This is a genomic window from Ructibacterium sp. SJQ-7, from assembly GCF_054696575.1.
Window position 1 is genome coordinate 2,405,846 of sequence record NZ_CP195193.1, and the last position, 21,924, is coordinate 2,427,769.

General features: G+C 37.1%; 27 protein-coding genes. 20 read left to right on the forward strand and 7 right to left on the reverse strand.

What is annotated here, in order from left to right:
- Positions 1-14 precede the first annotated feature (14 nt).
- Positions 15-1,175, reverse strand: a complete 1,161-nt coding sequence (locus tag ACSAMO_RS10395; protein ID WP_499209275.1) for a protein kinase domain-containing protein — start codon at positions 1,173-1,175, stop codon at positions 15-17.
- A 245-nt stretch (positions 1,176-1,420) separates the two neighbouring features.
- Here ACSAMO_RS10395 and ACSAMO_RS10400 point away from each other — a divergent pair, with 245 nt between their 5' ends.
- The 12 genes from ACSAMO_RS10400 (at position 1,421) to ACSAMO_RS10455 (ending at position 10,544) form a co-directional block, all read left to right on the forward strand.
- Positions 1,421-1,867 carry a helix-turn-helix domain-containing protein gene (locus tag ACSAMO_RS10400; protein WP_117968796.1) on the forward strand — a complete coding sequence of 149 codons (447 nt, stop codon included), beginning with the start codon at positions 1,421-1,423 and terminating at the stop codon, positions 1,865-1,867.
- Between the two features lie 19 nt (positions 1,868-1,886).
- Complete coding sequence (locus ACSAMO_RS10405; protein WP_482489263.1) at positions 1,887-3,065, forward strand: SPFH domain-containing protein; 1,179 nt, start codon at positions 1,887-1,889, stop codon at positions 3,063-3,065.
- A gap of 16 nt (positions 3,066-3,081) precedes the next feature.
- Positions 3,082-3,753 (forward strand): hypothetical protein, encoded by a 672-nt coding sequence (locus tag ACSAMO_RS10410; RefSeq protein ID WP_499209276.1) that lies wholly within the window; start codon positions 3,082-3,084, stop codon positions 3,751-3,753.
- A 24-nt stretch (positions 3,754-3,777) separates the two neighbouring features.
- Complete coding sequence (locus ACSAMO_RS10415; protein WP_176813169.1) at positions 3,778-4,146, forward strand: helix-turn-helix domain-containing protein; 369 nt, start codon at positions 3,778-3,780, stop codon at positions 4,144-4,146.
- Positions 4,080-4,982 carry an IS3 family transposase gene (locus ACSAMO_RS10420; protein WP_176813171.1) on the forward strand — a complete coding sequence of 301 codons (903 nt, stop codon included), beginning with the start codon at positions 4,080-4,082 and terminating at the stop codon, positions 4,980-4,982. The genes ACSAMO_RS10415 and ACSAMO_RS10420 overlap by 67 nt, the downstream gene beginning before the upstream one ends.
- A gap of 9 nt (positions 4,983-4,991) precedes the next feature.
- Positions 4,992-5,597 (forward strand): hypothetical protein, encoded by a 606-nt coding sequence (locus tag ACSAMO_RS10425; protein WP_499209277.1) that lies wholly within the window; start codon positions 4,992-4,994, stop codon positions 5,595-5,597.
- A gap of 12 nt (positions 5,598-5,609) precedes the next feature.
- Complete coding sequence (locus ACSAMO_RS10430; RefSeq protein ID WP_482489260.1) at positions 5,610-6,551, forward strand: TFIIB-type zinc ribbon-containing protein; 942 nt, start codon at positions 5,610-5,612, stop codon at positions 6,549-6,551.
- A gap of 21 nt (positions 6,552-6,572) precedes the next feature.
- Entirely contained in the window at positions 6,573-7,214 is a 642-nt protein-coding gene (locus tag ACSAMO_RS10435) for a hypothetical protein (protein ID WP_499209278.1), read from the forward strand.
- A gap of 19 nt (positions 7,215-7,233) precedes the next feature.
- Positions 7,234-7,860 (forward strand): DUF975 family protein, encoded by a 627-nt coding sequence (locus tag ACSAMO_RS10440; protein WP_499209279.1) that lies wholly within the window; start codon positions 7,234-7,236, stop codon positions 7,858-7,860.
- A 22-nt stretch (positions 7,861-7,882) separates the two neighbouring features.
- Positions 7,883-8,713, forward strand: coding sequence for a YARHG domain-containing protein (locus ACSAMO_RS10445; RefSeq protein ID WP_499209280.1), 831 nt, complete (start codon positions 7,883-7,885; stop codon positions 8,711-8,713).
- A 99-nt stretch (positions 8,714-8,812) separates the two neighbouring features.
- Complete coding sequence (locus ACSAMO_RS10450) at positions 8,813-8,935, forward strand: hypothetical protein (protein WP_308457218.1); 123 nt, start codon at positions 8,813-8,815, stop codon at positions 8,933-8,935.
- Positions 8,936-8,957: 22 nt separating this feature from the next.
- Entirely contained in the window at positions 8,958-10,544 is a 1,587-nt protein-coding gene (locus ACSAMO_RS10455) for a recombinase family protein (protein WP_412614921.1), read from the forward strand.
- An 83-nt stretch (positions 10,545-10,627) separates the two neighbouring features.
- Here the strand turns inward: ACSAMO_RS10455 and ACSAMO_RS10460 are convergent, their stop codons facing one another.
- Positions 10,628-11,035, reverse strand: coding sequence for a dipicolinate synthase subunit DpsA (locus tag ACSAMO_RS10460; protein WP_337599607.1), 408 nt, complete (start codon positions 11,033-11,035; stop codon positions 10,628-10,630).
- A gap of 215 nt (positions 11,036-11,250) precedes the next feature.
- Here ACSAMO_RS10460 and ACSAMO_RS10465 point away from each other — a divergent pair, with 215 nt between their 5' ends.
- The 6 genes from ACSAMO_RS10465 (at position 11,251) to ACSAMO_RS10490 (ending at position 16,364) form a co-directional block, all read left to right on the forward strand.
- Positions 11,251-12,162 carry a substrate-binding domain-containing protein gene (locus tag ACSAMO_RS10465; protein ID WP_499209281.1) on the forward strand — a complete coding sequence of 304 codons (912 nt, stop codon included), beginning with the start codon at positions 11,251-11,253 and terminating at the stop codon, positions 12,160-12,162.
- Positions 12,159-13,016: a phosphate ABC transporter permease subunit PstC gene (gene pstC / locus ACSAMO_RS10470; RefSeq protein ID WP_499209282.1), complete on the forward strand. Its 858-nt coding sequence runs from the start codon at positions 12,159-12,161 to the stop codon at positions 13,014-13,016. Before ACSAMO_RS10465 ends, pstC begins: the two co-directional genes overlap by 4 nt.
- A gap of 126 nt (positions 13,017-13,142) precedes the next feature.
- A complete protein-coding gene (gene pstA, locus ACSAMO_RS10475) occupies positions 13,143-13,964 on the forward strand; it encodes a phosphate ABC transporter permease PstA (RefSeq protein ID WP_499209283.1) in 822 nt (273 codons plus the stop codon).
- A gap of 27 nt (positions 13,965-13,991) precedes the next feature.
- Positions 13,992-14,738: a phosphate ABC transporter ATP-binding protein PstB gene (gene pstB, locus ACSAMO_RS10480; protein ID WP_022228991.1), complete on the forward strand. Its 747-nt coding sequence runs from the start codon at positions 13,992-13,994 to the stop codon at positions 14,736-14,738.
- Positions 14,738-15,376, forward strand: coding sequence for a phosphate signaling complex protein PhoU (gene phoU, locus ACSAMO_RS10485; RefSeq protein ID WP_117968906.1), 639 nt, complete (start codon positions 14,738-14,740; stop codon positions 15,374-15,376). Before pstB ends, phoU begins: the two co-directional genes overlap by 1 nt.
- Positions 15,377-15,494: 118 nt before the next feature.
- Positions 15,495-16,364 carry an SPL family radical SAM protein gene (locus ACSAMO_RS10490; RefSeq protein WP_499209284.1) on the forward strand — a complete coding sequence of 290 codons (870 nt, stop codon included), beginning with the start codon at positions 15,495-15,497 and terminating at the stop codon, positions 16,362-16,364.
- Between the two features lie 94 nt (positions 16,365-16,458).
- Here the strand turns inward: ACSAMO_RS10490 and ACSAMO_RS10495 are convergent, their stop codons facing one another.
- From ACSAMO_RS10495 to ACSAMO_RS10515, 5 genes are all read right to left on the reverse strand, one after another.
- On the reverse strand, positions 16,459-16,590 hold the full coding sequence (locus tag ACSAMO_RS10495) for a hypothetical protein (protein ID WP_308456349.1): 132 nt from the start codon (positions 16,588-16,590) through the stop codon (positions 16,459-16,461).
- 231 nt (positions 16,591-16,821) lie between these two features.
- On the reverse strand, positions 16,822-17,853 hold the full coding sequence (locus ACSAMO_RS10500; protein ID WP_022228994.1) for a sugar kinase: 1,032 nt from the start codon (positions 17,851-17,853) through the stop codon (positions 16,822-16,824).
- 25 nt (positions 17,854-17,878) lie between these two features.
- The gene (locus ACSAMO_RS10505) at positions 17,879-18,532 is read right to left on the reverse strand and encodes a bifunctional 4-hydroxy-2-oxoglutarate aldolase/2-dehydro-3-deoxy-phosphogluconate aldolase (protein WP_022228995.1); all 654 of its coding nucleotides are present in this window, start codon (positions 18,530-18,532) and stop codon (positions 17,879-17,881) included.
- Between the two features lie 155 nt (positions 18,533-18,687).
- Positions 18,688-19,122 (reverse strand): GNAT family N-acetyltransferase, encoded by a 435-nt coding sequence (locus ACSAMO_RS10510; protein WP_022228996.1) that lies wholly within the window; start codon positions 19,120-19,122, stop codon positions 18,688-18,690.
- An 11-nt stretch (positions 19,123-19,133) separates the two neighbouring features.
- Positions 19,134-19,820: a DUF975 family protein gene (locus tag ACSAMO_RS10515; protein ID WP_412332228.1), complete on the reverse strand. Its 687-nt coding sequence runs from the start codon at positions 19,818-19,820 to the stop codon at positions 19,134-19,136.
- A gap of 183 nt (positions 19,821-20,003) precedes the next feature.
- Here ACSAMO_RS10515 and ACSAMO_RS10520 point away from each other — a divergent pair, with 183 nt between their 5' ends.
- Positions 20,004-20,978 (forward strand): glycosyltransferase family 2 protein, encoded by a 975-nt coding sequence (locus ACSAMO_RS10520; protein ID WP_308456350.1) that lies wholly within the window; start codon positions 20,004-20,006, stop codon positions 20,976-20,978.
- The gene (gene trxB / locus ACSAMO_RS10525; RefSeq protein ID WP_412332230.1) at positions 20,978-21,913 is read left to right on the forward strand and encodes a thioredoxin-disulfide reductase; all 936 of its coding nucleotides are present in this window, start codon (positions 20,978-20,980) and stop codon (positions 21,911-21,913) included. Before ACSAMO_RS10520 ends, trxB begins: the two co-directional genes overlap by 1 nt.
- Positions 21,914-21,924 lie beyond the last annotated feature (11 nt).

A 21,924-nucleotide genomic window follows, 5' to 3' on the forward strand; every position in this document is an offset into this window, starting at 1 on the left:
TTTGCTGTCTCGCCTTAATTTTCGTATGGTGTGATTTGTTCGGAAATATCAGATGAACAGTGTGGTTTTAAATGTTTTAGTCGGTCATACATTCTGACGGCAGTGCCGGAATCGTTATCTTTCAGATAATCAAGAATGACGGTGGCGGCTTTGTCATAATCACCTTCAATCTCGTAAATTTGTGAATAAAGCACAATATCGGTAGAGCTTTTCTCTGTGTGAGAATCAAGTATTTTTCTTGCCCCGTCAATATTTCGGTCGGCGATAAGGTCGCATATATGCTCTTGCTCACGGTTGCTACGGACATAGCCGGTAGATTCTTGTATCGGATTAACCAGATTGTAACGTCTTATATCTGTATACATATGTATCATATTGTTAAGGTCAAAGAAAACAGTAATTATAGTTGGAAGGATAAATATTACACCAATCAGTATGTACAGATATATTTTGAAAGGGAACAGAAAATCATCAACTTTAATCATTGAAAGTTTAAATTTTAGTTTATCAACATTTTTGTATCTTGATGCTATTTCACTTTGCGTGCATTTCTTTATTATTTTGCCAAGCCTTCCGCGAATTTTTGATTTTTTATCGGTGGTATTTTTGGTAAGCATAAATTTCATAAGCATACCGATTGCGTAAATATCCGTTCGATTGTCGGATTGAGTTCCGACACCGCCTTGTTCGGGTGCCATAAAAATCGGCGTACCGGCAAAAACAGTATCTTTCGGTGTGTTGATTTTGTTCAATCTCGAATTGCCGAAGTCAATAAGATAAAATTTGTCCTCTATTTGCGAATACATCACGTTATTCGGAGAAATATCTCTGTGAATTAAGTTGTCGTTGTGAATCGGTTTTAAGATATTGCATAGTGCGGTTGCCATTTTGATAACAAACTTTTTGCTGAATTGAGTGCCTTTTTTAAACAGCTCATCTATCGTGTAGCCCTGTACACATTCTTCATATAATATGTATTTATCGTTTTCGGGACTGTAAAACAATTCTTTGATTTTAGGTACACCGTCATAATCCTTTTCTTGAATTATTTTGTATATTTCAAATTGTGGTCTGTCAAGTATTTTCTTAATGTATAATTTGTCATCTTCTGTACATTTTACTCTGAATGTAGTAAGATTGTCGTTTAACGGATATATAATTCTGTATTTTATCATAAATATTCCCCCTATATACTAAGTATACCATTAATTTCTTCATATATCAACAAGATATTTGTACAAAACACACAAACAAATTAACCCTGCCAGGAACTGCAAAAGCGATTGTAAGAGATTATAATGAAATTATCAAATTGATACGGGGAGTGTCAAACTTTAAGATTAACACTGACAGTCCGATACATTTGTGTCGCATTTTGATAAAATATAGAATAATATAATCTGGTAGGAGTGTGAAAAGTGTGGCAAAAAAAATGTCAGAATTGAAAACAGAGGAATTAACTGAAATATTAAAACAAACAACAGATATAGATGTTTTTTTAGATGACAATGAGTTACTTCCAAATGTATCTTTAGCAGAATATATTAATGAACTTGTGGAAGAAAAAAAGACTAAAATTGCGGATGTTGCAAGAAAGGCACATATGAGTTCGTCATATTTATATAAATTGGGTGAGGGGAAACGTAAGTCACCGACGCGAAATAAAGCCTTGCAGATTTGTTTCGGACTTGGACTGGATATAGATGAAAGTAATGAACTTTTGAAATTAGCGGGCGTAGGTGTGCTTTATTCAAAAATTGCACGCGACAGCATTATTATGTTTTGCTTGGAGAAAAAACACAGCATTTTAAAGTGTGAAGAATTGCTTGAAAAATACAAGGAACTGTCAATTATTAATGAGAAGTAATTATATGGGGTGAAATTATATGGACATTTTTAAAGTAATTAAATGTGACGGTAAAGATTGCGGAAACGACGTGTTTGTGTGGAAATTTCCGGGTGAGGATTTTAATACACTATCACAACTGATTGTACATGAGTCACAAGAGGCAATATTTTTTAAAGACGGACAAGCGCTTGATACGTTCGGACCGGGAAGATATACATTACATTCGCAGAATATACCGCTCATTCGCAGATTGGTTAATTTACCGTTTAACGGTGAATCGCCGTTCCATTGTGAAGTATATTTTATAAATAAAACCGTATCAATGAATATTCGTTGGGGTACACCGACGCCACTTCAAATTGAAGACGCAAAATATCGTATTATGATACCTGTAAGAATGTTCGGACAATTTGCAATACAGGTTGCGGAGAGTAAAAAGCTGCTGATTAAATTAGTAGGAACGACTCGTGAATTTAATCAGAAAACTTTATCCGATTGTTTTAAGGGGATTTTGCTTACAAACATAAGAGATTATGTTGCCAAAATGTTTGTGCAGAAAGAAATTTCAATTCTTGAAATACAATCATATTTGAAAGAAATATCAAACACAATAGCCGATGATTTGAGAGCGGAATTTACGGAATACGGATTGGAACTTGTCAATTTCAACGTAAATGAAATATCCGTTCCCGAAAACGACCCCGCGTATTTGGAACTTCGTAAGGCGAAGTCCGAAAGAGCAAAAATGGATATACTCGGATACAATTATCAGCAGGAAAGAATGTTCAACGTTCTTGACAGAGCTGCGTCAAACGAGGGTACTTCGTCAGCCGTGATGGGTGCCGGGATGGGACTCGGAATGGGTTTGAACGTCGGAAATGCAGTAGGCGGAGCAATGAATGAGGCAATCAACGACAATATAAAACCTCAAAATAATGAGCAGGAAAAACCAGAACAACCGCATGAGGATAACGGTATTGTTTGTGAAAACTGCGGTGCAAAGTTGCCGGAGGGAGCAAAATTCTGTTTAGGTTGCGGTCAGAAGATAGTTCCGAAAGGTAAAAAAATCTGCCCATCGTGCAATGCCGAATTGCCCGAAGAGGCAAAGTTCTGTTTTGTGTGCGGTGAAAAACTTGAAAAGACTTGTTTAAAATGTGGCGCTGTAATTCAACCGGGAGCAAAATTCTGCCTTGAATGCGGTGAAAAGGTACAGTAGGAGATGAAATGATATAATGGAAAATGTAATTTGTCCAAATTGCGGTTTTCAGTTTCCGCTTGATAAATCAAGAGATTTTTGTTTTTGTTTAAAATGCGGTACTAAAATAGAAGTGCCGAAATATGAAGAAATTCAACCGGAAGTACAAAAGGTAAAACCGACAGAACAACCGGAAGTAAAAAGTGAAACACCGAAGAATGAACCGAAAAGTAAGGTTGACAGTGCTTTGGAAGAGGTTGAATTTTATTACGATACAAGTTTTAATAAAAAGGAATATGCAGATACGGAAAATCAACCTACATATTATTTGAAAGCACAGGATTTACTTATTGACTTGTCTACGGAATTTGAAACAGATTGGCGTATATGGTGGGAAGTATCAAAGCCGATTGATTACAAGTGTACGGAATTTACGGAGGAGTGCCGTCCGTATACGGTAAATGATATGTATTTTCAAAGAGCGGTTGACTATGCACCGATTGAACAGAAGAAAGAGCTTATAAAACTCGGTGATGAATATAAAGAACGAAAAGAAAAGTTTTTCAAAAAGTTTGATGAGCAGGCTGAAAAAAGAAAAGCGGAAGAACAAGAACGAATTGAAAAAGAAAAAGCTGAAAAGGAACGATTAGAAAAAGAGAAAGCCGAAAAAGAAAAGGCTGAAAAGGATGATATGCACCCCAAAAGTTAGACACTTTTGGAGGTGCATATTTTTATGGCAAAGAAAGGGCAAAAATATAGAAAACACTCGCCAGAATTCAAACTATCTGTTATAATGGATATGCGAGAAAACCATTTGGGTATAATGGAAACAGAGAGAAAATACGATGTTAAACATGATGTAATATCGAAATGGGAACGCATATTCTTGGAAGAAGGAGCCGAAGGTCTGATGAAAGAAAGACGAGGTAGAGCCAGTAAAGTAGATGGAATAGCAAAAGGTCGTCCACCCAAACTTGATAAGAAAATTGAAGAAGATTTAATTGCCGAAAATCAGCGATTAAGAATGGAGAATGAATACTTAAAAAAACTCAGTGCCTTAGTTCGGAAAAGAATGTTAAAAGAAGAGAAAAAGCAGCAATAGTCAATGAATTAAGGCAAAAATATCCGTTAAAAGACTTGCTGCAATTATCAGGTTTAGCCCGTAGTACCTTTTATTACTATATACAACATCCAATCAAAGATAAATACAAGAAAGAGAAACAAGAAATACTATATATATTTTTAGCTAATAAAGGCAGATACGGCTACCGCAGAATCTTAATTGTATTAAGACAAAAAGGATATACAATTAACCATAAAACTGTGTTGAAACTGATGAAAGAACTTAATCTCAAAGGAAAACAACGCAAAAACAGTAAATATCGTTCATACAAAGGAGAAATCGGCAAAATAGCCGACAACTTACTTAAAAGAGAATTTACAGCTACAAAACCTTTTGAAAAACTAGCAACTGATGTAACTGAATTTAAAGTGTGTAATGATAAAGTATATTTGTCACCTGTAATGGATTTGTATAATCGAGAAATTGTGTCATACTCAATTTCATTAAGTCCAAATTTGCAGCAAATTAGAGAAATGCTTGATGGTTTATTCAAAAAGCTGCCCGCTAATGCGAAACCATTATTCCATTCTGACCAAGGTTGGCAATACCAACATTCGGAATATCAACGTTTACTGTCAGAACACAATATTGTACAAAGTATGTCTAGAAAAGGAAATTGTATGGACAACGGTGCGATGGAAAACTTCTTCGGAAGATTGAAAGTTGAAATGTTTTATGGTGAAAAATTTGAAAGTGTCAAAGCTTTCATAGATGAATTAAAAAGATATATTGATTATTACAACAATGAAAGAATTTCTTTAAAGCTAAAAGGAATGAGTCCGGTACAATACCGAACTCATTCACAAGCAAGTTAATATTTAATTTTGTCTAAATTTTGGGGTTCACTTCAGGAACGATTAGAGAAAGAGAAAGCCGAAAAAGAAAAGGCGGAGAAAGAGCGATTAGAGAAAGAGAAAGTCGAAAAAGCCGAGGCGGAAAAGAAAAAGGCGGAGGAAGAAAAGCAAAAGAAAGAGCAAGAAGAAAAACAAAAAGAAAAACAAAAAGAAGAGGGGACAAAGCAAATCGCTGTGTTAAATCCTCAATTATATGTTGAACTTGCAGGTAAAAATTATGATAAAGTTGACGGCGGATATTTTACAACCAACAATGCAAATGGTGAAAAAATTATTGTTGCATTGCGTGTTGTTTCAAAAATGATGTATCTAATCGGTTTTCGTGAGGCGGCAAGTAATAATGCATTATATTGTGATCAATCAATGACTGTGAAATTTAATGCACAAGGCGATATTGTTGATTTCGGAAACAGACCGATTATGTTTTTGCCGGATAACGGTAAGCTAAATATTTCTTATGTTTATACGGGTGACTTGAGCATTAATGATTATAAGCTGGACATAAATGCGGACTACGTTGACAAACTTATGAAAAATTCAAAAAAAGCATTTATAAAAAGTAAGATTTTCAAATAGGGGTGATTTTAAATGAGTGAAAGAGTTTGCCCACACTGCGGAGCACCGTTAGAGGGCGTGTCAATTTATGATGATACAATTTGCGAATACTGCGGAAGTGAAGTAAAGGGAGAGAAAAGACCAACTCCTCCGTCAAACAGTGGGAACAGACAACAAAGAGGTTCGGGCAGAACATATAAAATCACATGGATTGACACATATTTAACAAACAGCGATTATAAAAATCGTTCCAGATGCGTTGCTGTTCAAACGGGTGAAAAAAGAAAATTGAATATTGTAATATTTTATGATGAAATACCTGAAACAGTAACAGAAGAGGTTAAAATTGATTTCTACTCGTATACCGAACAAAAAATCGTATCAAGAGATTCTGTGAAATCTACATTTAAAAAAGGCGAGCAAAGTCATATATATATGAAACCTGTGGATCATTTTAAAACCGGTGAGTATTTATGTAGAATTGCAATAGGAGATTCGGAATTTTCGGAGGCAAGACTGATAATTGGAAATGCGCCTATAATAAAAGAATCATTTAATGAGGCAATAAACAGAGAAATATGCAAGCAAGCGGCTAAAAATATGTGCGAACGCAGAAAGCTTGTCAAACCTTGGATGATTAAAGTACCGTCAAATGTTATGGCTTTGGAGCATGGTATAAAATATAAAAAAGGGCTTGGTATACCAGAGGGTGTAGAAACTTATATGATTATTGAAATGTCTATACGGAGAGGTAAAAGAGGTATAGCAATTTGCGATAACGGATTATATATAAGCTCGGATTACGGAAAGGTGTATATGAGTTGGTTAGAGCTGTTGTTGTCATCAATCAGTGCTGAAAATGGTCTTTTAAGACTTGGTAAACACAAATTTTCGATTTGGTCGGAAGAAATGTCTGTAATGGCTGACCTACTTGCCGATATACAACGATTAATTATAAACGGTATAAAAGTTTAAGTAAGGAAGGATGTTAATAATATGAAGAAAAATTTGATTATATCTTCCGGTATAGTATTTATAATGCTTATTTTATCTACATTGACATTGTTTACGCGTACTATAAAAACACCGGCGTTTATTATAGGGTACATATTTTTGGACATTGCGATTGTATTGCAGATAATTCCTTGGGGAGTTTTGAAATTTAAAAACAATTTGGAATTTTTAAGAGTGCCTTATATCATTGTTTACGGAGTATATCTAATTATTCAGTTTATATTGTTTAAGATGGTTATCAGAATGACGCCAATGCTTACAATGAGTGTTGTTCTTTTGTGCTTGATGGGTATTGCTCAACTTATATTGTACGGTGCGTTTGGCAGTATAGAAAAAAATCAGACAAGCGGAGAATATAGTTTCTATACCGAAAGTCAACGTCATATAAATTTGATTTTGGTAAGCGTCAATGACGACAGTTTAAAAACTGAATTAAAAAAGGCAGTTGACAATATTAAATACGGTAATCGAAAAAGCAGTGTAAACAGTATGGAGCTTGAGGACAAGATTGAGGGTACTATTGAGGAAATCGGCAGATATGTTGAATCCAATGAAGTTGTCGAGGCGAAAAAACTTGTTTCTAAATTGAATTTATTTATTGAAAAAAGAAATGTAATGTGTTAGCGGAAGGGGAGAAAAAATAATGAATTTTGATATCAGTGCAATGAAATTGCGTGCAAAGAGTTTGGTAAAACAATGCGGTAACACACCGGCACTTATAGAGGCGCTGTTATGGTTGTTGAGAGTGATTGCTGTTATGTGTGGATCTTTGAGTACGCAGAATGGGTCAATAGGAGGCTATATCATATCGGGTGTTGCAACGTTGCTTTTGATATTTTTGCCTGTGGGAAGTGAATGGTATACTTTAAATGTGGCAAGAGAAGAAACGCCGGATTTTCAATCGGTTTTTGACGGCATTACCAAAATGCCGATTAAGGTGCTTTTAATTACGATAATAAGAAGTATTATGTGCTATGTATTTGCTATATTTTTAATTGTTCCGATAATATTCCCGATATATTGGTTCAGACCTGTTTTCTACATAGCAAAGGACAAACCGGGAATGTCGTTTATAAAAGTTATGGCTGAAAGTATTAAATTGATGAAAGGCAATAAAATGGCTTGGTTTAAACTTGATTTGTCATTCATCGGTTGGTATATATTAAATACAGTTACACTTGGTTTTGCAGGTTTTTATTCGTTGCCGATTATGAAAACAACGTATGCGGAATTTTATGACTTTATCAAGGGTAAGAATGAAATGTTCTGATTTTCGGAAAGGGGAATTTATTATGAAAAAAATAATTACATTAATTTTAGTAGGTTGTATGGCACTTTCAATAGGCGGTTGTGCAACAGAACAAGATGAACCAAAGTCATCATCTTTTATTGACTCAAATAATATGGATGAAACAAACAAAATAATAGCGGTGAAAGGCGGATATATTTATTCGTTTTCTGATGAAGTCCCGGTAGGTGTGGCGATTGATAGTTTTTTACATACAAACACTTGGAAATACTTTTTAAGTGAAGATAATATGGATGTTGTGCAATGTACGGGAAATTGCATGTATAATGATAAAAAAGTTGAGGCGAAAATTCAGTTTGTGGTAAATGATGACGATTCGTTTGAAGTCAACTCTTTATCATTAAACGATATTGATCAAGAGTTGACTAACATATTGGCATTTCTCGGAAAAGCATATGAGTATGCCGGAGTGACTGTTAATTGGGATGATGTTACGGACGAAATTGACGGCGGTGCACAAAATAACGCACCTCAAAACAGTACGGCACAAACATCTAATACAACCAGTCAAAACAGCGATATAGGCGAGATTGGTATTATAGATACCGATGATTACAATTTGGACGAATATTATATATCGGACACAATTCTTGATAAGCTTAGTCAAGACGAAGTCAGAACACTTTTAAATGCAATGTACGCACATTACGGCTATACATTCACTACCGAAAAATATGCACAGTTCTTTAGTTCAAAACCGTGGTATTCTTCAAGAGGTACATCAATGTCAGATTGTGAAAGTATGTTCAACGACTATGAAAGAAAGAACAAAGAAACCATAACCGCTTATGAATCAAGAAAAGGCTGGAGATAAATAACACCGTAGAGTCAACCGTAAAGGTTGGCTCTTTTTTGTATGCGATGGCAATACAGCTTATCCTTATTTATATACTGTATAAATGGGGTGGTTTAAGTGAAAGGGAAAATTAAAATCAATTATGAACTGAAAGCAAGTTACAGACGTGGAATTGTAAAGGAGATGTATTCAAGAAAAATGATAACGGAGCAACAGTACAAGAGATTGCTTATGAAATAGCGACAGCGGGGAGGTATCGGCGGTGCTTAAAGTGGCGGCATATGCGCGTGTTTCGACTGACAAGGAGGACCAAATAAATTCACTTACAAATCAGCGTGAGTATTTTGAAAGCTACATTAAATCAAAGGACGATTGGGAGTTTGTCAAGGTATATTTTGACGAGGGTATCACAGGCACTCAAACCAAGAAACGAAAAGGTTTTAACCGTATGATTGACGACTGTAAAAACGGAAAAATAGACTTGATTTTAACAAAGGAAGTCAGCCGTTTTGCAAGAAATACTGTTGACACGTTGAATTACACCCGTATGTTAAAGGAATATGATGTAGGTGTATTTTTCATCAACGATAATATTGATACACGTCAAAATGACGGTGAGTTTCGTTTGGCGATTATGGCATCTGTTGCACAGGAAGAAAGCCGAAAAATTTCAGAACGTGTGAAATGGGGACAAAGACGTGCTATGGAAAACGGTGTTGTGTTCGGAAATAACAGTATTGTCGGGTTTGATATTAATGACGGTGTATTGTCGATTAATGAAAGTGAGGCGGAAGTTGTCAAATTGATTTTTCATAAGTACGTAAATGAGGGTAAAGGTACGCATATTGTTGCACGGGAACTTTACGAAGAAGGTATAAAACCGCCTAAATCAAGTAAAGATTTTTGGAGCAGTACAATGATTTTAAATATATTGCGTAATGAAAAGTATGTAGGTGATTTACTGCAAAAAAAGTATGTCACGAAAGATTATCTTACACATCATAAGGTCATAAATGAAAGTGAGGACAAAATATATATTGAAAATCATCATGCGGGGATAATCAGCCGTAAAATGTGGAATATGGCACAGGCTGAACTGCAAAGGCGAAGTGTGGATAAAAGCACTAAGAAAAAGTATTCCAACAGATATTGGTGCAGTGGTAAGATAATTTGTTCCGAATGTGGTTCAAGGTTTGTGATACGCAAATCAAAAAAGAAAAGCGGTATCTACATAATGTGGGCTTGTCATGAGAGAACGGCGCACGGTAATAAAAAGCTTGATAAAAATAATAATCAGGTTGGCTGCAATATGCGTACCGTAAATAACAAGTCGCTTTTGACTTGTATGAAGTTTATAACCGAACAACTTGATGTGGATATTAATAATATTGCTGACGATATATTGAATGAGATTAATAACTCGGTTGATATGCCGGAGGATAATACGCAAAATCTGATGCTTAAGATACAGGATATACAAAATAAAAAAATGCGTATGCTTGACAGTTATTATAGCGGTGACATAAATAAAGACGAAATGACTGCTCTTAAAGATAAGTATGATAAAGAGATTGAGAAAATCAATGCTATTTTGCAGAAACAACAGAACAACCAAACCGCTATACAGAGAAGACAGAACAATATAGATGAGTTGCGGAAATTCATAATAAATGCGATTTGCTCCGAAAATGTGTATGGAGAGATTGTCGATAAAATTATTGTGTATGATGATTATATGCTTGTGAAACTGAAATACATAGATTTCGCTTTTAAAATTAAATACTCAACTCACGGTTATATGGAAAAGTACACGACAGTTATTGAAAGTTGTGAGATTGTTTCTTTTTGAGGAGGGTAGATGATGTTTATTGATAATAATATTAATGAGTTAATTGAATATATGACCTGTTTTTATATCCCCAAAATCAATACCTATATCACCAATGCCGTAGGGACGGCATTTTTTATTGAAAGTTCTTCGCGTTTAAGGTAGTCGCGATATGCGATATGGTTATCTTCGAGTGCTTTTTGCAAATTAGGTTGTATTTGTCCGCCGAACACCAAAGCGGACGGGTTTATTTCACTCAGAAAATCATCAATAATCATCGGTTCTTTTGCGTAAGGCGAGTTAATTGTATTGCCGTCAAAGGTTACGGGTACAGGCAAAATTACTATATCTGCACTCAAAACCAAATCTTTATCCGTTTCACATTCAAGTGTTTCAAGTTGTATATCTTTATCAAAGCCGTATAGAAAAACGTGATACCCTTCAGCTTTCAAAAGCTTTGCAACAGTAAGTTGTCTTAAATCACCGCCTATAACAGAAACATTTTCAAACATAGTGTATCCTCCTTATATAGTTTTCTCTGCTGTATATAATATGTAAGTTGAAGTTGTTTTGTTATTAACGCGTGCTATTTAAAAATTATCTTACACATTTAAGTTGGATTTTACAAACCGACTTTTTATTTTACATTTATTTAAGTATATTCAGATAGTGGATTTTACATAAGAGGTCTATAATAAAGTCATAAAGTAAAAAGGAGATAAGAAAAATGAAAAAGAGAAATTTATTGGCAGGAATATTAGTAGGCGTTATGGCTATGACAGCCCTTGCAGGTTGCGGAGAAACAACACAATCACCGCAGTCATCAACTTCGACAACATCATCGTCATCTGATTTTAAAGCAGACAGTGACATCACAGTTGTATCAAGAGAAAACGGCAGTGGTACAAGAGGCGCATTCATAGAGCTTATGGGAATAGAGGAAAAAGGTGCAGACGGCACAAAGACTGACAAGACAACAAATGAGGCAGTAATCGCAAACAAGACTGACGTTATGCTTACAAACGTTGCCGGTGACGAATACGGTATCGGTTATGTATCGCTTGGCTCACTTTCTTCAAGCGTCAAGGCAGTCAAAGTTGACGGAGTAGAGGCAACAGCCGAAAACGTAAAGAACGGTACATACAAGGTTGCAAGACCTTTTAATATAGCAACAAAATCTGATATTTCAGATGTTGCACAAGACTTTATCGACTATATCCTATCAAGTGAGGGACAGGAAATAGTTTCAGACGGATATATTAAAATCAACGATGATGCTCAACCGTATGCAGGTTCAAAGCCGACAGGCAAAATCGTTGTAGCAGGTTCATCTTCGGTATCACCTGTAATGGAAAAACTTAAAGAGGCTTATCTAAAAGTCAATACAAATGCAGAAATCGAACTTCAGACAAGTGACTCAACTGCCGGTATGACAGGTGCAATGGAGGGTACTTGCGACATCGGTATGGCGTCAAGAGAATTAAAAGACAGTGAAAGTGCTACATTGACAGCAACACCGATTGCACTTGACGGTATTGCGGTAATCGTAAACCCTCAAAATCCGACAGACGATATGTCAACAGAGGATATAAAGGACATCTTTACAGGTACAAAGACAATGTGGAGTGAAATAGCATGAGAAAATACAAAGAGAAGATAATGGGCGGCGTATTTTTCACCGCTGCCCTTACTTCAATACTTGCCGTATTGCTGATATGCGTATTCCTTTTTGCAAACGGAATACCTGCAATGGGTAAGGTAGGACTTTTCAAATTCCTTGCGGGTACTAACTGGGCTCCGACAGATAGTCCTGCGTCATTCGGAATCTTCCCGATGATTTTGGGAAGTATATATGTGACCGCCGGTGCAATCGTTATTGGTGTACCGGTAGGTATCCTGACATCAATATTTATGTCGAGATATTGTCCAAAACCCTTATATAAAATCCTCAAACCTGCTACGGAGCTTTTAGCAGGTATTCCTTCGATAGTTTACGGCTTTTTCGGACTTGTGGTACTTGTTCCGTTTGTGAAAACGGTTTTCGGCGGAAACGGAAACAGTATGCTTACAGCCTCAATTTTGCTTGGAATAATGATTTTGCCGACAATTATCGGTGTATCGGAAAGTGCGATAAGAAGTGTACCCGAAAGCTATTATGAGGGTGCGTTGGCACTCGGTGCAACAAAGGAAAGAAGTATATTTACAGTTATATTACCTGCGGCAAAATCGGGAATACTTGCAGGAGTTATTCTTGGTATAGGCCGTGCGATTGGTGAAACAATGGCGGTAATTATGGTTGCCGGTAATCAGGCGAGAATGCCGTCAAGCATTTTAAAAGGTGTCAGAACTTTGACTTCAAATATCGTAATCGAAATGGGTTATGCGGCAGATTTACACCGTGAAGTGCTTATTGCAACGGGGGTTGTGTTGTTTGTGTTTATACTTCTTATCAACATATCATTTTCAATAATAAAAGGAAGGAACAAAGCTTGAAAAATTGCCCGCAGCACCACTTTTTGTTCGGAGCGGTACACTCGTACAGCACCACGAACTGCAAAGCAGCACTGTGAACAATTTTGCTGACGCTTTGAATTTGGAGAGGAGTTAAGAAGTAGAACAATGAAACATTTAGGCTCAAAAATATTAAAGGGAACAGTAATCCTTGCAAGCTGTTTGACGTTCGGCGTATTACTGTTTTTAATTGCGTACATATTGATAAAAGGTGTGCCTAATCTAAGCCCCAAACTGTTCAGCTTACATTACACAACCGAAAACGTATCAATGTTACCGGCAATAATCAACACGATTGAAATGACGCTCTGTTCGCTTATAGTTGCAGTACCGCTCGGAATATGTACTGCTATATACCTTGTCGAATATGCGAAAAAGGGCAACAAGGTTGTAGGTATTATAAGGCTTACCGCTGAAACGCTTTCGGGAATACCGTCAATCGTATATGGTTTGTTCGGAATGTTGTTCTTTGTAACATATTTAAAGTGGGGATATTCAATACTTGCCGGTGCGGCAACGTTGGCAATAATGGTACTTCCGCTTATTATGAGAACAACAGAAGAGGCACTTCTTGCAGTATCCGATTCATATCGTGAAGCAAGTTTCGGAGTCGGCGCAGGCAAGCTTAGAACTGTGTTTAAAATTGTTCTTCCGGCGGCAATGCCGGGTATATTGTCAGGCGTTATCCTTGCAATAGGTAGAATTGTCGGTGAAACGGCGGCGCTTATTTATACGGCAGGTACTGTTGCGGAGGTTTCAAAAGGACTTCTGTCATCGGGACGTACACTTGCAATACATATGTATGTACTGTCAAGCGAGGGCTTGTACACAAATCAAGCATATGCAACGGCGGTTGTACTGTTGATATTTGTGTTGATAATTAACTTTATGTCATCACTTGTTGCAAAGAAGTTTGCGGCAAAGAATTGATGATATAGAAAGGAATGGAATTTTAAAGTGAAATTTGATATAAAGAATTTACATTTGCATTACGGTGATTTCCACGCTTTAAAAGGGATAGATATGCAGATTCCCGAAAATAAAGTTACGGCATTTATAGGCCCGTCGGGGTGTGGTAAGTCTACGTTTTTAAAAACGCTAAACAGAATGAATGACCTTGTAGAGGGTTGTAAGATTGACGGAACGGTTTTGCTTGACGGTAAAAATGTTTACGGCGATATTGAAGTGAATGAACTTCGCAGACGTGTAGGTATGGTGTTTCAAAAGCCTAATCCGTTTCCTATGAGTATATATGATAATATCGCATACGGTCCGAGAACGCACGGAATTAAGGCGAAAAGCAAGCTTGACGAAATAGTTGAGCGTTCGTTAAAACAGGCGGCTATATGGGACGAAACAAAGGATAGATTAAAGAAAAGTGCACTTGGTATGTCGGGAGGTCAGCAACAAAGACTTTGTATTGCAAGAGCACTTGCGGTAGAACCGGAAGTATTGCTTATGGATGAACCGACTTCGGCACTTGACCCTATATCCACATCTAAAATTGAGGACTTGGTGTGGGAGCTTAAGGATAAGTACACTATAATTATGGTTACGCACAATATGCAGCAAGCCGCAAGAGTTTCGGATAAAACAGCATTTTTCTTGCTTGGTGAGGCAGTGGAATTTGACGATACACAAAAGATTTTCTCAAAACCAAAAGATAAAAGAACCGAAGATTACATAACAGGGAGGTTTGGATAATGAGAGATGAATTTGAAAGACAGTTGGCACTTCTCAATGAAGAACTTACTACAATGGGCGGACTTATTGAAAGTGCAATCGCAAATGCGGTAAAGGCACTTGACGGTGACGAACATTCGATAAATAAGGCATATGACTATGAAAAATCGATAGATAATAAAGAACGAGAGATTGAAAGTCTTTGTTTGAAATTACTTTTGACTCAACAGCCTGTTGCAAGTGATTTAAGACTTATTTCGGCCGCACTTAAAATGATAACCGATATGGAACGTATCGGTGATCAGGCTGAGGATATAGCAGAAATTGCGTCAACCGCGAAAAAGAAGATGTTGAAAAAATCAAAGCATATTCAACGTATGGCGGCGGCAACTATTGATATGGTCAATAAGAGCGTTGAGGCGTTTATTAAAAAGGATTTGCTTGTCGCAGAAGAAGTTTCTCATAATGACGATGTTGTTGACGCATTGTTTGAAGAAATTGTCAATGACCTTGTGGATATTATTAAAAAAGATGAGGGAACGTCTGAAGTACTTGATATGCTTATGGTTGCAAAGTATTTTGAAAGAATCGGCGACCATGCGGTTAATATCGCCGAATGGGTGCAGTTCTCTATTACAGGCGAACATAAAAGACTATAATCTGTTTTCGGTTTTCCCATTCTCGCCGATTACAGTTTATATATAAAGTCGGGTAACCGACTTTTTTTCTTGTGCGGAAATATTAAAAGTGATATAATAATGCTAAGGAGTGGAATGTATGCACGAAGTAAATGTTAAAGGGATTTTATCGGCGAAAAACGGAATGAATATATACAGAGGTTGTTTGCATGGGTGTATTTATTGTGATTCAAGAAGTTTGTGTTATCAGATGAATCATAAATTTGAAGATATTGAAGTTAAGGCTAATGCGGTGGGATTGTTGGAAAATACACTCAGAAGAAAGAGAAACAAGTGTATGATTGGAACAGGTGCAATGTCTGATCCGTATATGCCAATAGAAGAAAAACTCGGTAATATGCGAAAGTGTCTTGAAGTGATTGAAAGGTATGGTTTCGGTGTGACAATGATTACTAAATCGACAAAAGTTCTTCGTGATCTTGATTTGTTAAAGAAGATAAATGAAAAATCAAAATGTGTCGTACAGATGACGCTTACCACATATGATGAGGATTTGTGCCGCATTGTTGAGCCGAATGTTGAAACTACATATGAGAGATTTCGTGCACTTGAAATATTGCATGATAACGGTATACCGACTGTTGTGTGGCTTTGCCCGATATTGCCTTTTATAAATGATACCGAAGAAAATATTAGGGGAATACTTGATTATTGTGTCAGAGCAAAAGTGAAGGGGATTATTAATTTTGATATGGGTGTTACGTTGCGTGACGGTAATAGAGAGTATTTCTATAAAAAACTCGATGAACATTTTCCGGGACTGAAAGAAAAATATATCAGAATGTACGGAAACAGCTATCAGCTTTCATCTCCGAACAGCAGACAACTTAATATGATTTATAAAAGCGAATGTATTAAAAACGGTATTATGTGTGATGTGAATGAATGCTTTGAGTATTTGAATAAGTATGAAGATAAATATGGTGGCGAACAAATCAGCTTGATATAAAGTTGTTTGCAGTGTTGACAAAATGAATGAATAGATATATAATAAATATAGAAAAAAGGTAAGACCTCAAACGGTTATACCCTGAAATTAGTTATTACAATAACCGCAATCTTGGTAGGAGGGCGGTTATTGTGCTTTTATAGAGAAAATTATCAAAAATATGATAATTTCTAAAATTGCTGTGAGCAATTTCTTCGCCATATGTAGCAATATGCTTACTTTTCATAAGCATTCCTCCTTTCATAAACTCAGCATAACAGCCTGTGAATATAAAAGAGAGTATAACCGCCGGTGAAAACACCGTTAAGAGGTCTTACCTATATCGGAATGATCCGACAGTGATATTATATAACAAAGAAATACAAAATTCCACAAAGTATACAAAACGAAATACAAATGTAAATGAGCGCACAAAAAAACGGCATTATCGAATGCCGTTTTTTGTATACTTAAAAACTTATCTTTGTACACGACCTGAGCCGTCGCCGCCTGCAAGAGTTTCAACTTCTTCTCTTGTAACAAGGTTAAAGTCACCAGGGATTGTGTGCTTAAGAGCTGATGCCGCAACACCGAATTCAAGAGCGTCCTTGAAGTTCTTACCGTCAACAAAACCGCAGATTGTACCGCCGGCAAAGCTATCGCCGCCGCCTACACGGTCAACGATTGGACGAATTCTGTATTCTCTTGAATGATAGAATTCATCATCTTCACTTGAGTAAATGCAAGCTGACCAACCGTTATCAGAAGCTGACTTAGAAACTCTAAGTGATGAAATAACATACTTAAATCCGAACTTAGCAACCATCTGCTTGAAAATGCTTTCGTAACCTGCAAGGTTAAGTTCACCGCTTGTTACGTCTGTGTTTTCAGGCTTGAAACCAAGAACTTTATCTGCATCTTCTTCGTTACCGATACAAACATCAACATATTGCATAAGGTTTGACATAACCTTTTGAGCCTTTTCGCTTGTCCAAAGCTTCTTTCTGAAGTTAAGGTCACAAGAAACTGTTACACCGTGAGCCTTAGCAGCTTTACAAGCAGCCTCTGTAAGTTCAGCGGCAGCGTCTGAAACAGCAGGTGTAATACCTGTGAAGTGGAACCAGTCAGCACCTTCAAAGATTTCGTCAAAATCGAAATCAGAAATGCTTGCTGTTGCGATTGATGAGTTAGCTCTGTCATATGTAACGTTTGAAGGTCTCATTGACGCACCTGTTTCAAGGAAGTAGATACCAAGTCTGTCGCCGCCCTTAGCAATGTGCTTTGTTTCAACACCGTATTTTCTTAGTGCCGCAACTGCGCAAGCGCCGATTGGGTTTTCAGGAACTTTTGTAACAAATTCAGCGTCGTGACCGTAGTTTGCAAGTGAAACTGCAACGTTTGCTTCGCCGCCGCCGTAGTTTATGTCAAACTGTGTAGCTTGAATATATTTTTGATTTCCAGGGGTTGAAAGTCTAAGCATGATTTCACCCATTGTAACAACTTTTGCCATTATATAAATCTCCTTTAATTATAAATTACTTGTTAAGTTCTGCTCTTGCAGCCTTGATATTTGCAATAAATTCTTTAGCTGTTTCGGTAATTGCGTTGTAGTCGCCTGTCTTAGCACCCTTTGTAAGTGATGAACCTGCACCTACTGCAACAACGCCTGCCTTAATCCAATCAGCAACGTTATCCTTGTCAACGCCGCCTGTAGGCATCATTTGAGCCTGAGGAAGAGGACCCTTAATATCCTTTATAATCTTAGGACCGTATAGATCTGCAGGGAATATCTTAACGATGTCAGCACCTGCCTCCATAGCTGTGATAACTTCTGTAATTGTAGCACAACCAGGCATATAAGGTACTCTGTAACGGTTACAAAGCTTAGCTGTTTCTGCATTGAAAGCAGGGCTTACGATAAAGTTTGCACCTGCCAAGATAGCCATTCTTGCTGTTTCAGGATCAAGAACAGTACCTGCACCAAGCATCATTTCGCCGTTTGAATATTTTTCAGCCAAAGCAGCAATAACCTTGTCGGCACCCGGAACTGTAAATGTAAGTTCGATACCTGTACAACCGCCTGCAAGGCAAGCGTCTGAAATTTTAATTGCTTCTTCAGCATTGTTAGCTCTTACAACTGCAACAAGACCGCAGTCAGTTAGCTTTTTAAGCACATCTTCTTTTAACATTGGAAAAAAACCTCCTAAAATATTTTACTGTATATAATTTTATCACAAACCTTTACGATTTGCAATATCTCAACATAAAAAAATACACTGTAACGGATAATTTTGCCGATACAGTGCAAATTGATTTAGACTTTTTGACTTTGAGTCGATTTTTCTTACATATTCCACAGCATAGTGTACATCACTTCTCCGTTATGTTCGTGGCGAAGTGCACCGTCAATGATAAAGCCGGTACGGGTTGCGAATGCAAGAGCCTTTCTGTTTCTTGCGTAAATAGGTATGTGGAGCATATTGTACTCCGATTTCAGGAAATTTATAAGTGCCGTTCCGATACCTTTGTTTTGATATTCTGGATCGACGAAAAGCCCAGTTATTCTGTTATCCTCCGTCACACCGGTAAAAGCGACAATCTTGCCGTCAATGATGTAAACAAAATTTTCTTTGCCGTTTATGTATTTTTCTTTTACAAAATCGTAATGTGTTTCCCAAAAGTTTTCTTCAACAAATGAATTTGAATGAATTGTTGTTCGCAGCCATAAATCCATTACTTCATACGTTTGAGAAGGTTTCATTCGTTCTATATTTTCCATATTATCAAGTCCTAAATATTATAAGTAAATTCTTCAGGCGTTACAGTGCCTTTTGCGATTGCCTCAGCTTTTAAATCAAAGTAAAGCTGAGTAAATGATGCCGATATATACGGCTCAAGGAACAAAAATCCTATACCGAATGTAATACAGCTTAGAATTATCCAACCGATAAACGAAAGTGAGAATAAAAATATTCTGCCTTTGTTTCCGTCGGTAAGCGATTTTGTAACTTCAAATGCTCTGCGTCTGTCCATAGCCGGATTTTCGGCAAGAATATAAGGAATCATTGAGTATTGGAATGATTTGATAATTCCCGGTATGATGAACAACAGCGACCACAAAAATGTATAAATCGCAACAAACACATTAATACCGATTACGTTGCCGAGATTGTTTTTATAAGGGAAAAACAAATCGTATACATTAGGTGCGTTGACAGTTGCCTTTATAAAAAATCTGCACGATCCCACGCTTAGAGGGAATGTGACAAAAAGAGTGATTAATATTTGAAGTACGGCTGATATTGATGTACCTGCCGAACCGGCGTCCGAATTAACCATATTAGTCACTGTAGCAACCGAAGTTCCGAGTGATGTGATAAGTGAAACCAATATACATACTCCGAATGAATACCAGTAGTTTGACTTTAAAACGTCTTTAGCTCTTGTTTTTAGTTCTGCAAAAGTAGTTTTATACATATTGCCAAGACCTCCTTTATATTTAAGATATATCGCATAAAGTATATCATATGCAAAATAATTTTTGTAGTAGGAAATTCATAATGTAAAGTAAACTTAATAAAATATACTTGTTTATACAAAGAAAATGTTATATAATAAAGGCGTATATATATTATTGTAATTTACAAAGGAGATATAGCGATGAGTAAGAGTGTCAATTTGTATGTAGTGGTACCGTGCTATAATGAAGAAGCTGTTTTGCACGAAACATCCAAGCAAATGCTTGAATTATTCGGTGAAATGAAAAATGACGGACTTATAAATGACAACAGCAGAATCGTTTTTGTAGATGACGGTTCTAAAGATAAAACATGGAGCATAATAGATGAACTGACTAAGGCTCATACAGAAATATCGGGAATAAAGCTTGCCAAGAATGCTGGACATCAAAATGCACTTTTCGGCGGTCTTATGACAGTTAAAGATGACTGCGACTGTGCAATATCCATTGATGCGGACTTGCAGGACGATATACACGTAATACCTGATATGGTGAGAAACTTCATTGACGGATATGACGTTGTTTACGGTGTAAGAAACAAACGTGATACCGATACATTCTTTAAACGCACAACGGCGGTAGGATTTTATAAATTAATGCAGTTTATGGGCGTTAATATTGTATTCAATCACGCGGATTACAGATTGATGAGCAAACGTGCGCTTGACGGATTGGCACAATTCCCTGAGAGAAATCTGTTCCTAAGAGGAATGGTTCCGCTTGTCGGCTATCGCTCAACGAATGTGTATTACGACAGAAACGAACGCTTTGCGGGCGAGTCAAAATATCCGTTAAAGAAAATGCTTTCATTTGCGTTTGACGGTATAACTTCATTCAGCATAAGCCCAATCAGAATGATTTCGGCATTCGGTGCGATTGTGTGCGTGTTTGCGTTCATTATGGCGATATACGCACTTGTGCAGAAAATTATAGGTCACACAGGTGCAGGCTGGGCGTCACTTATGGTTTCGATATGGTTTATAGGCGGTGTACAGCTTTTGTCTGTCGGACTTATAGGCGAGTATATCGGTAAATTGTATAAAGAAGTTAAACGCCGTCCAAGATATATTATTGAAGCATATGTAAATGAAAAAGAGAAAGAGGACGATAAATAATGATATATGATGTTGCAATAATCGGCGGAGGTCCTGCCGGAATGTCAGCTGCCATATATGCCGCAAGAGGCGGTATGAAAACGCTTGTAATCGAAAAAATCGCATACGGCGGTCAAGCAATAAAAACATATGAAATAGACAATTATCCGGGATTTGCAAACAATCCGACAGGTGAAGAACTTTCAAAAGCAATCGAAGAACACGCAAGAAAATTTGGCGCAACATTTGTTTCGGAAAATGTTAAGTCAATCGAAAATGCCGAATACGGCATAAAGGTTATTCACACAAGAAGAAATACTTATATGGTAAAGTCAATAATTTTTGCAACAGGTGCAGTACCAAAAACGCTCGGTGCGGACGGTGAAGAACAGTTTGCCGGTGCAGGTGTTTCGTATTGTGCGACTTGTGACGGTGCGTTTTTTAAGGATAAGGACGTGTGCGTTGTAGGCGGCGGAAATACGGCTATGGAGGACGCATTGTATCTTGCGGGATTTTGCCGTAAAGTCTATGTCCTAAACAGAAGCAAGAAGTTCAGAGCGGCGGCTACAATGGTTGAAAACGTAAAAAGAAACGGCAAAATAACCGTGCTTACAGATACCGTAGTTGATAAATTCGTAGGCTCAAATATGCTTGAGGGTGTTGATATTAGAAACACGGTAACAGGCGAAAAGAGTATTTTGAACGTATCGGGCGCTATCGTCGCAATAGGTGTAAAGCCGTCGTCCGATCTTGCAAAAGATTGCGGGGTTGAATGTTGTCAGCACGGATTTGTCAAGACGGATATGTACCTTGCGACTAACATAACAGGTATATTTGCGGCAGGTGACGTAAGAGTATCACCGTTAAGACAGGTTATAACAGCGGCGGCAGACGGTGCAATCGCCGCGACAAGTGCGGTTAATTATGTGAATGAACTTGGAATTAAAAGCATATAAAAGGTAAAAGG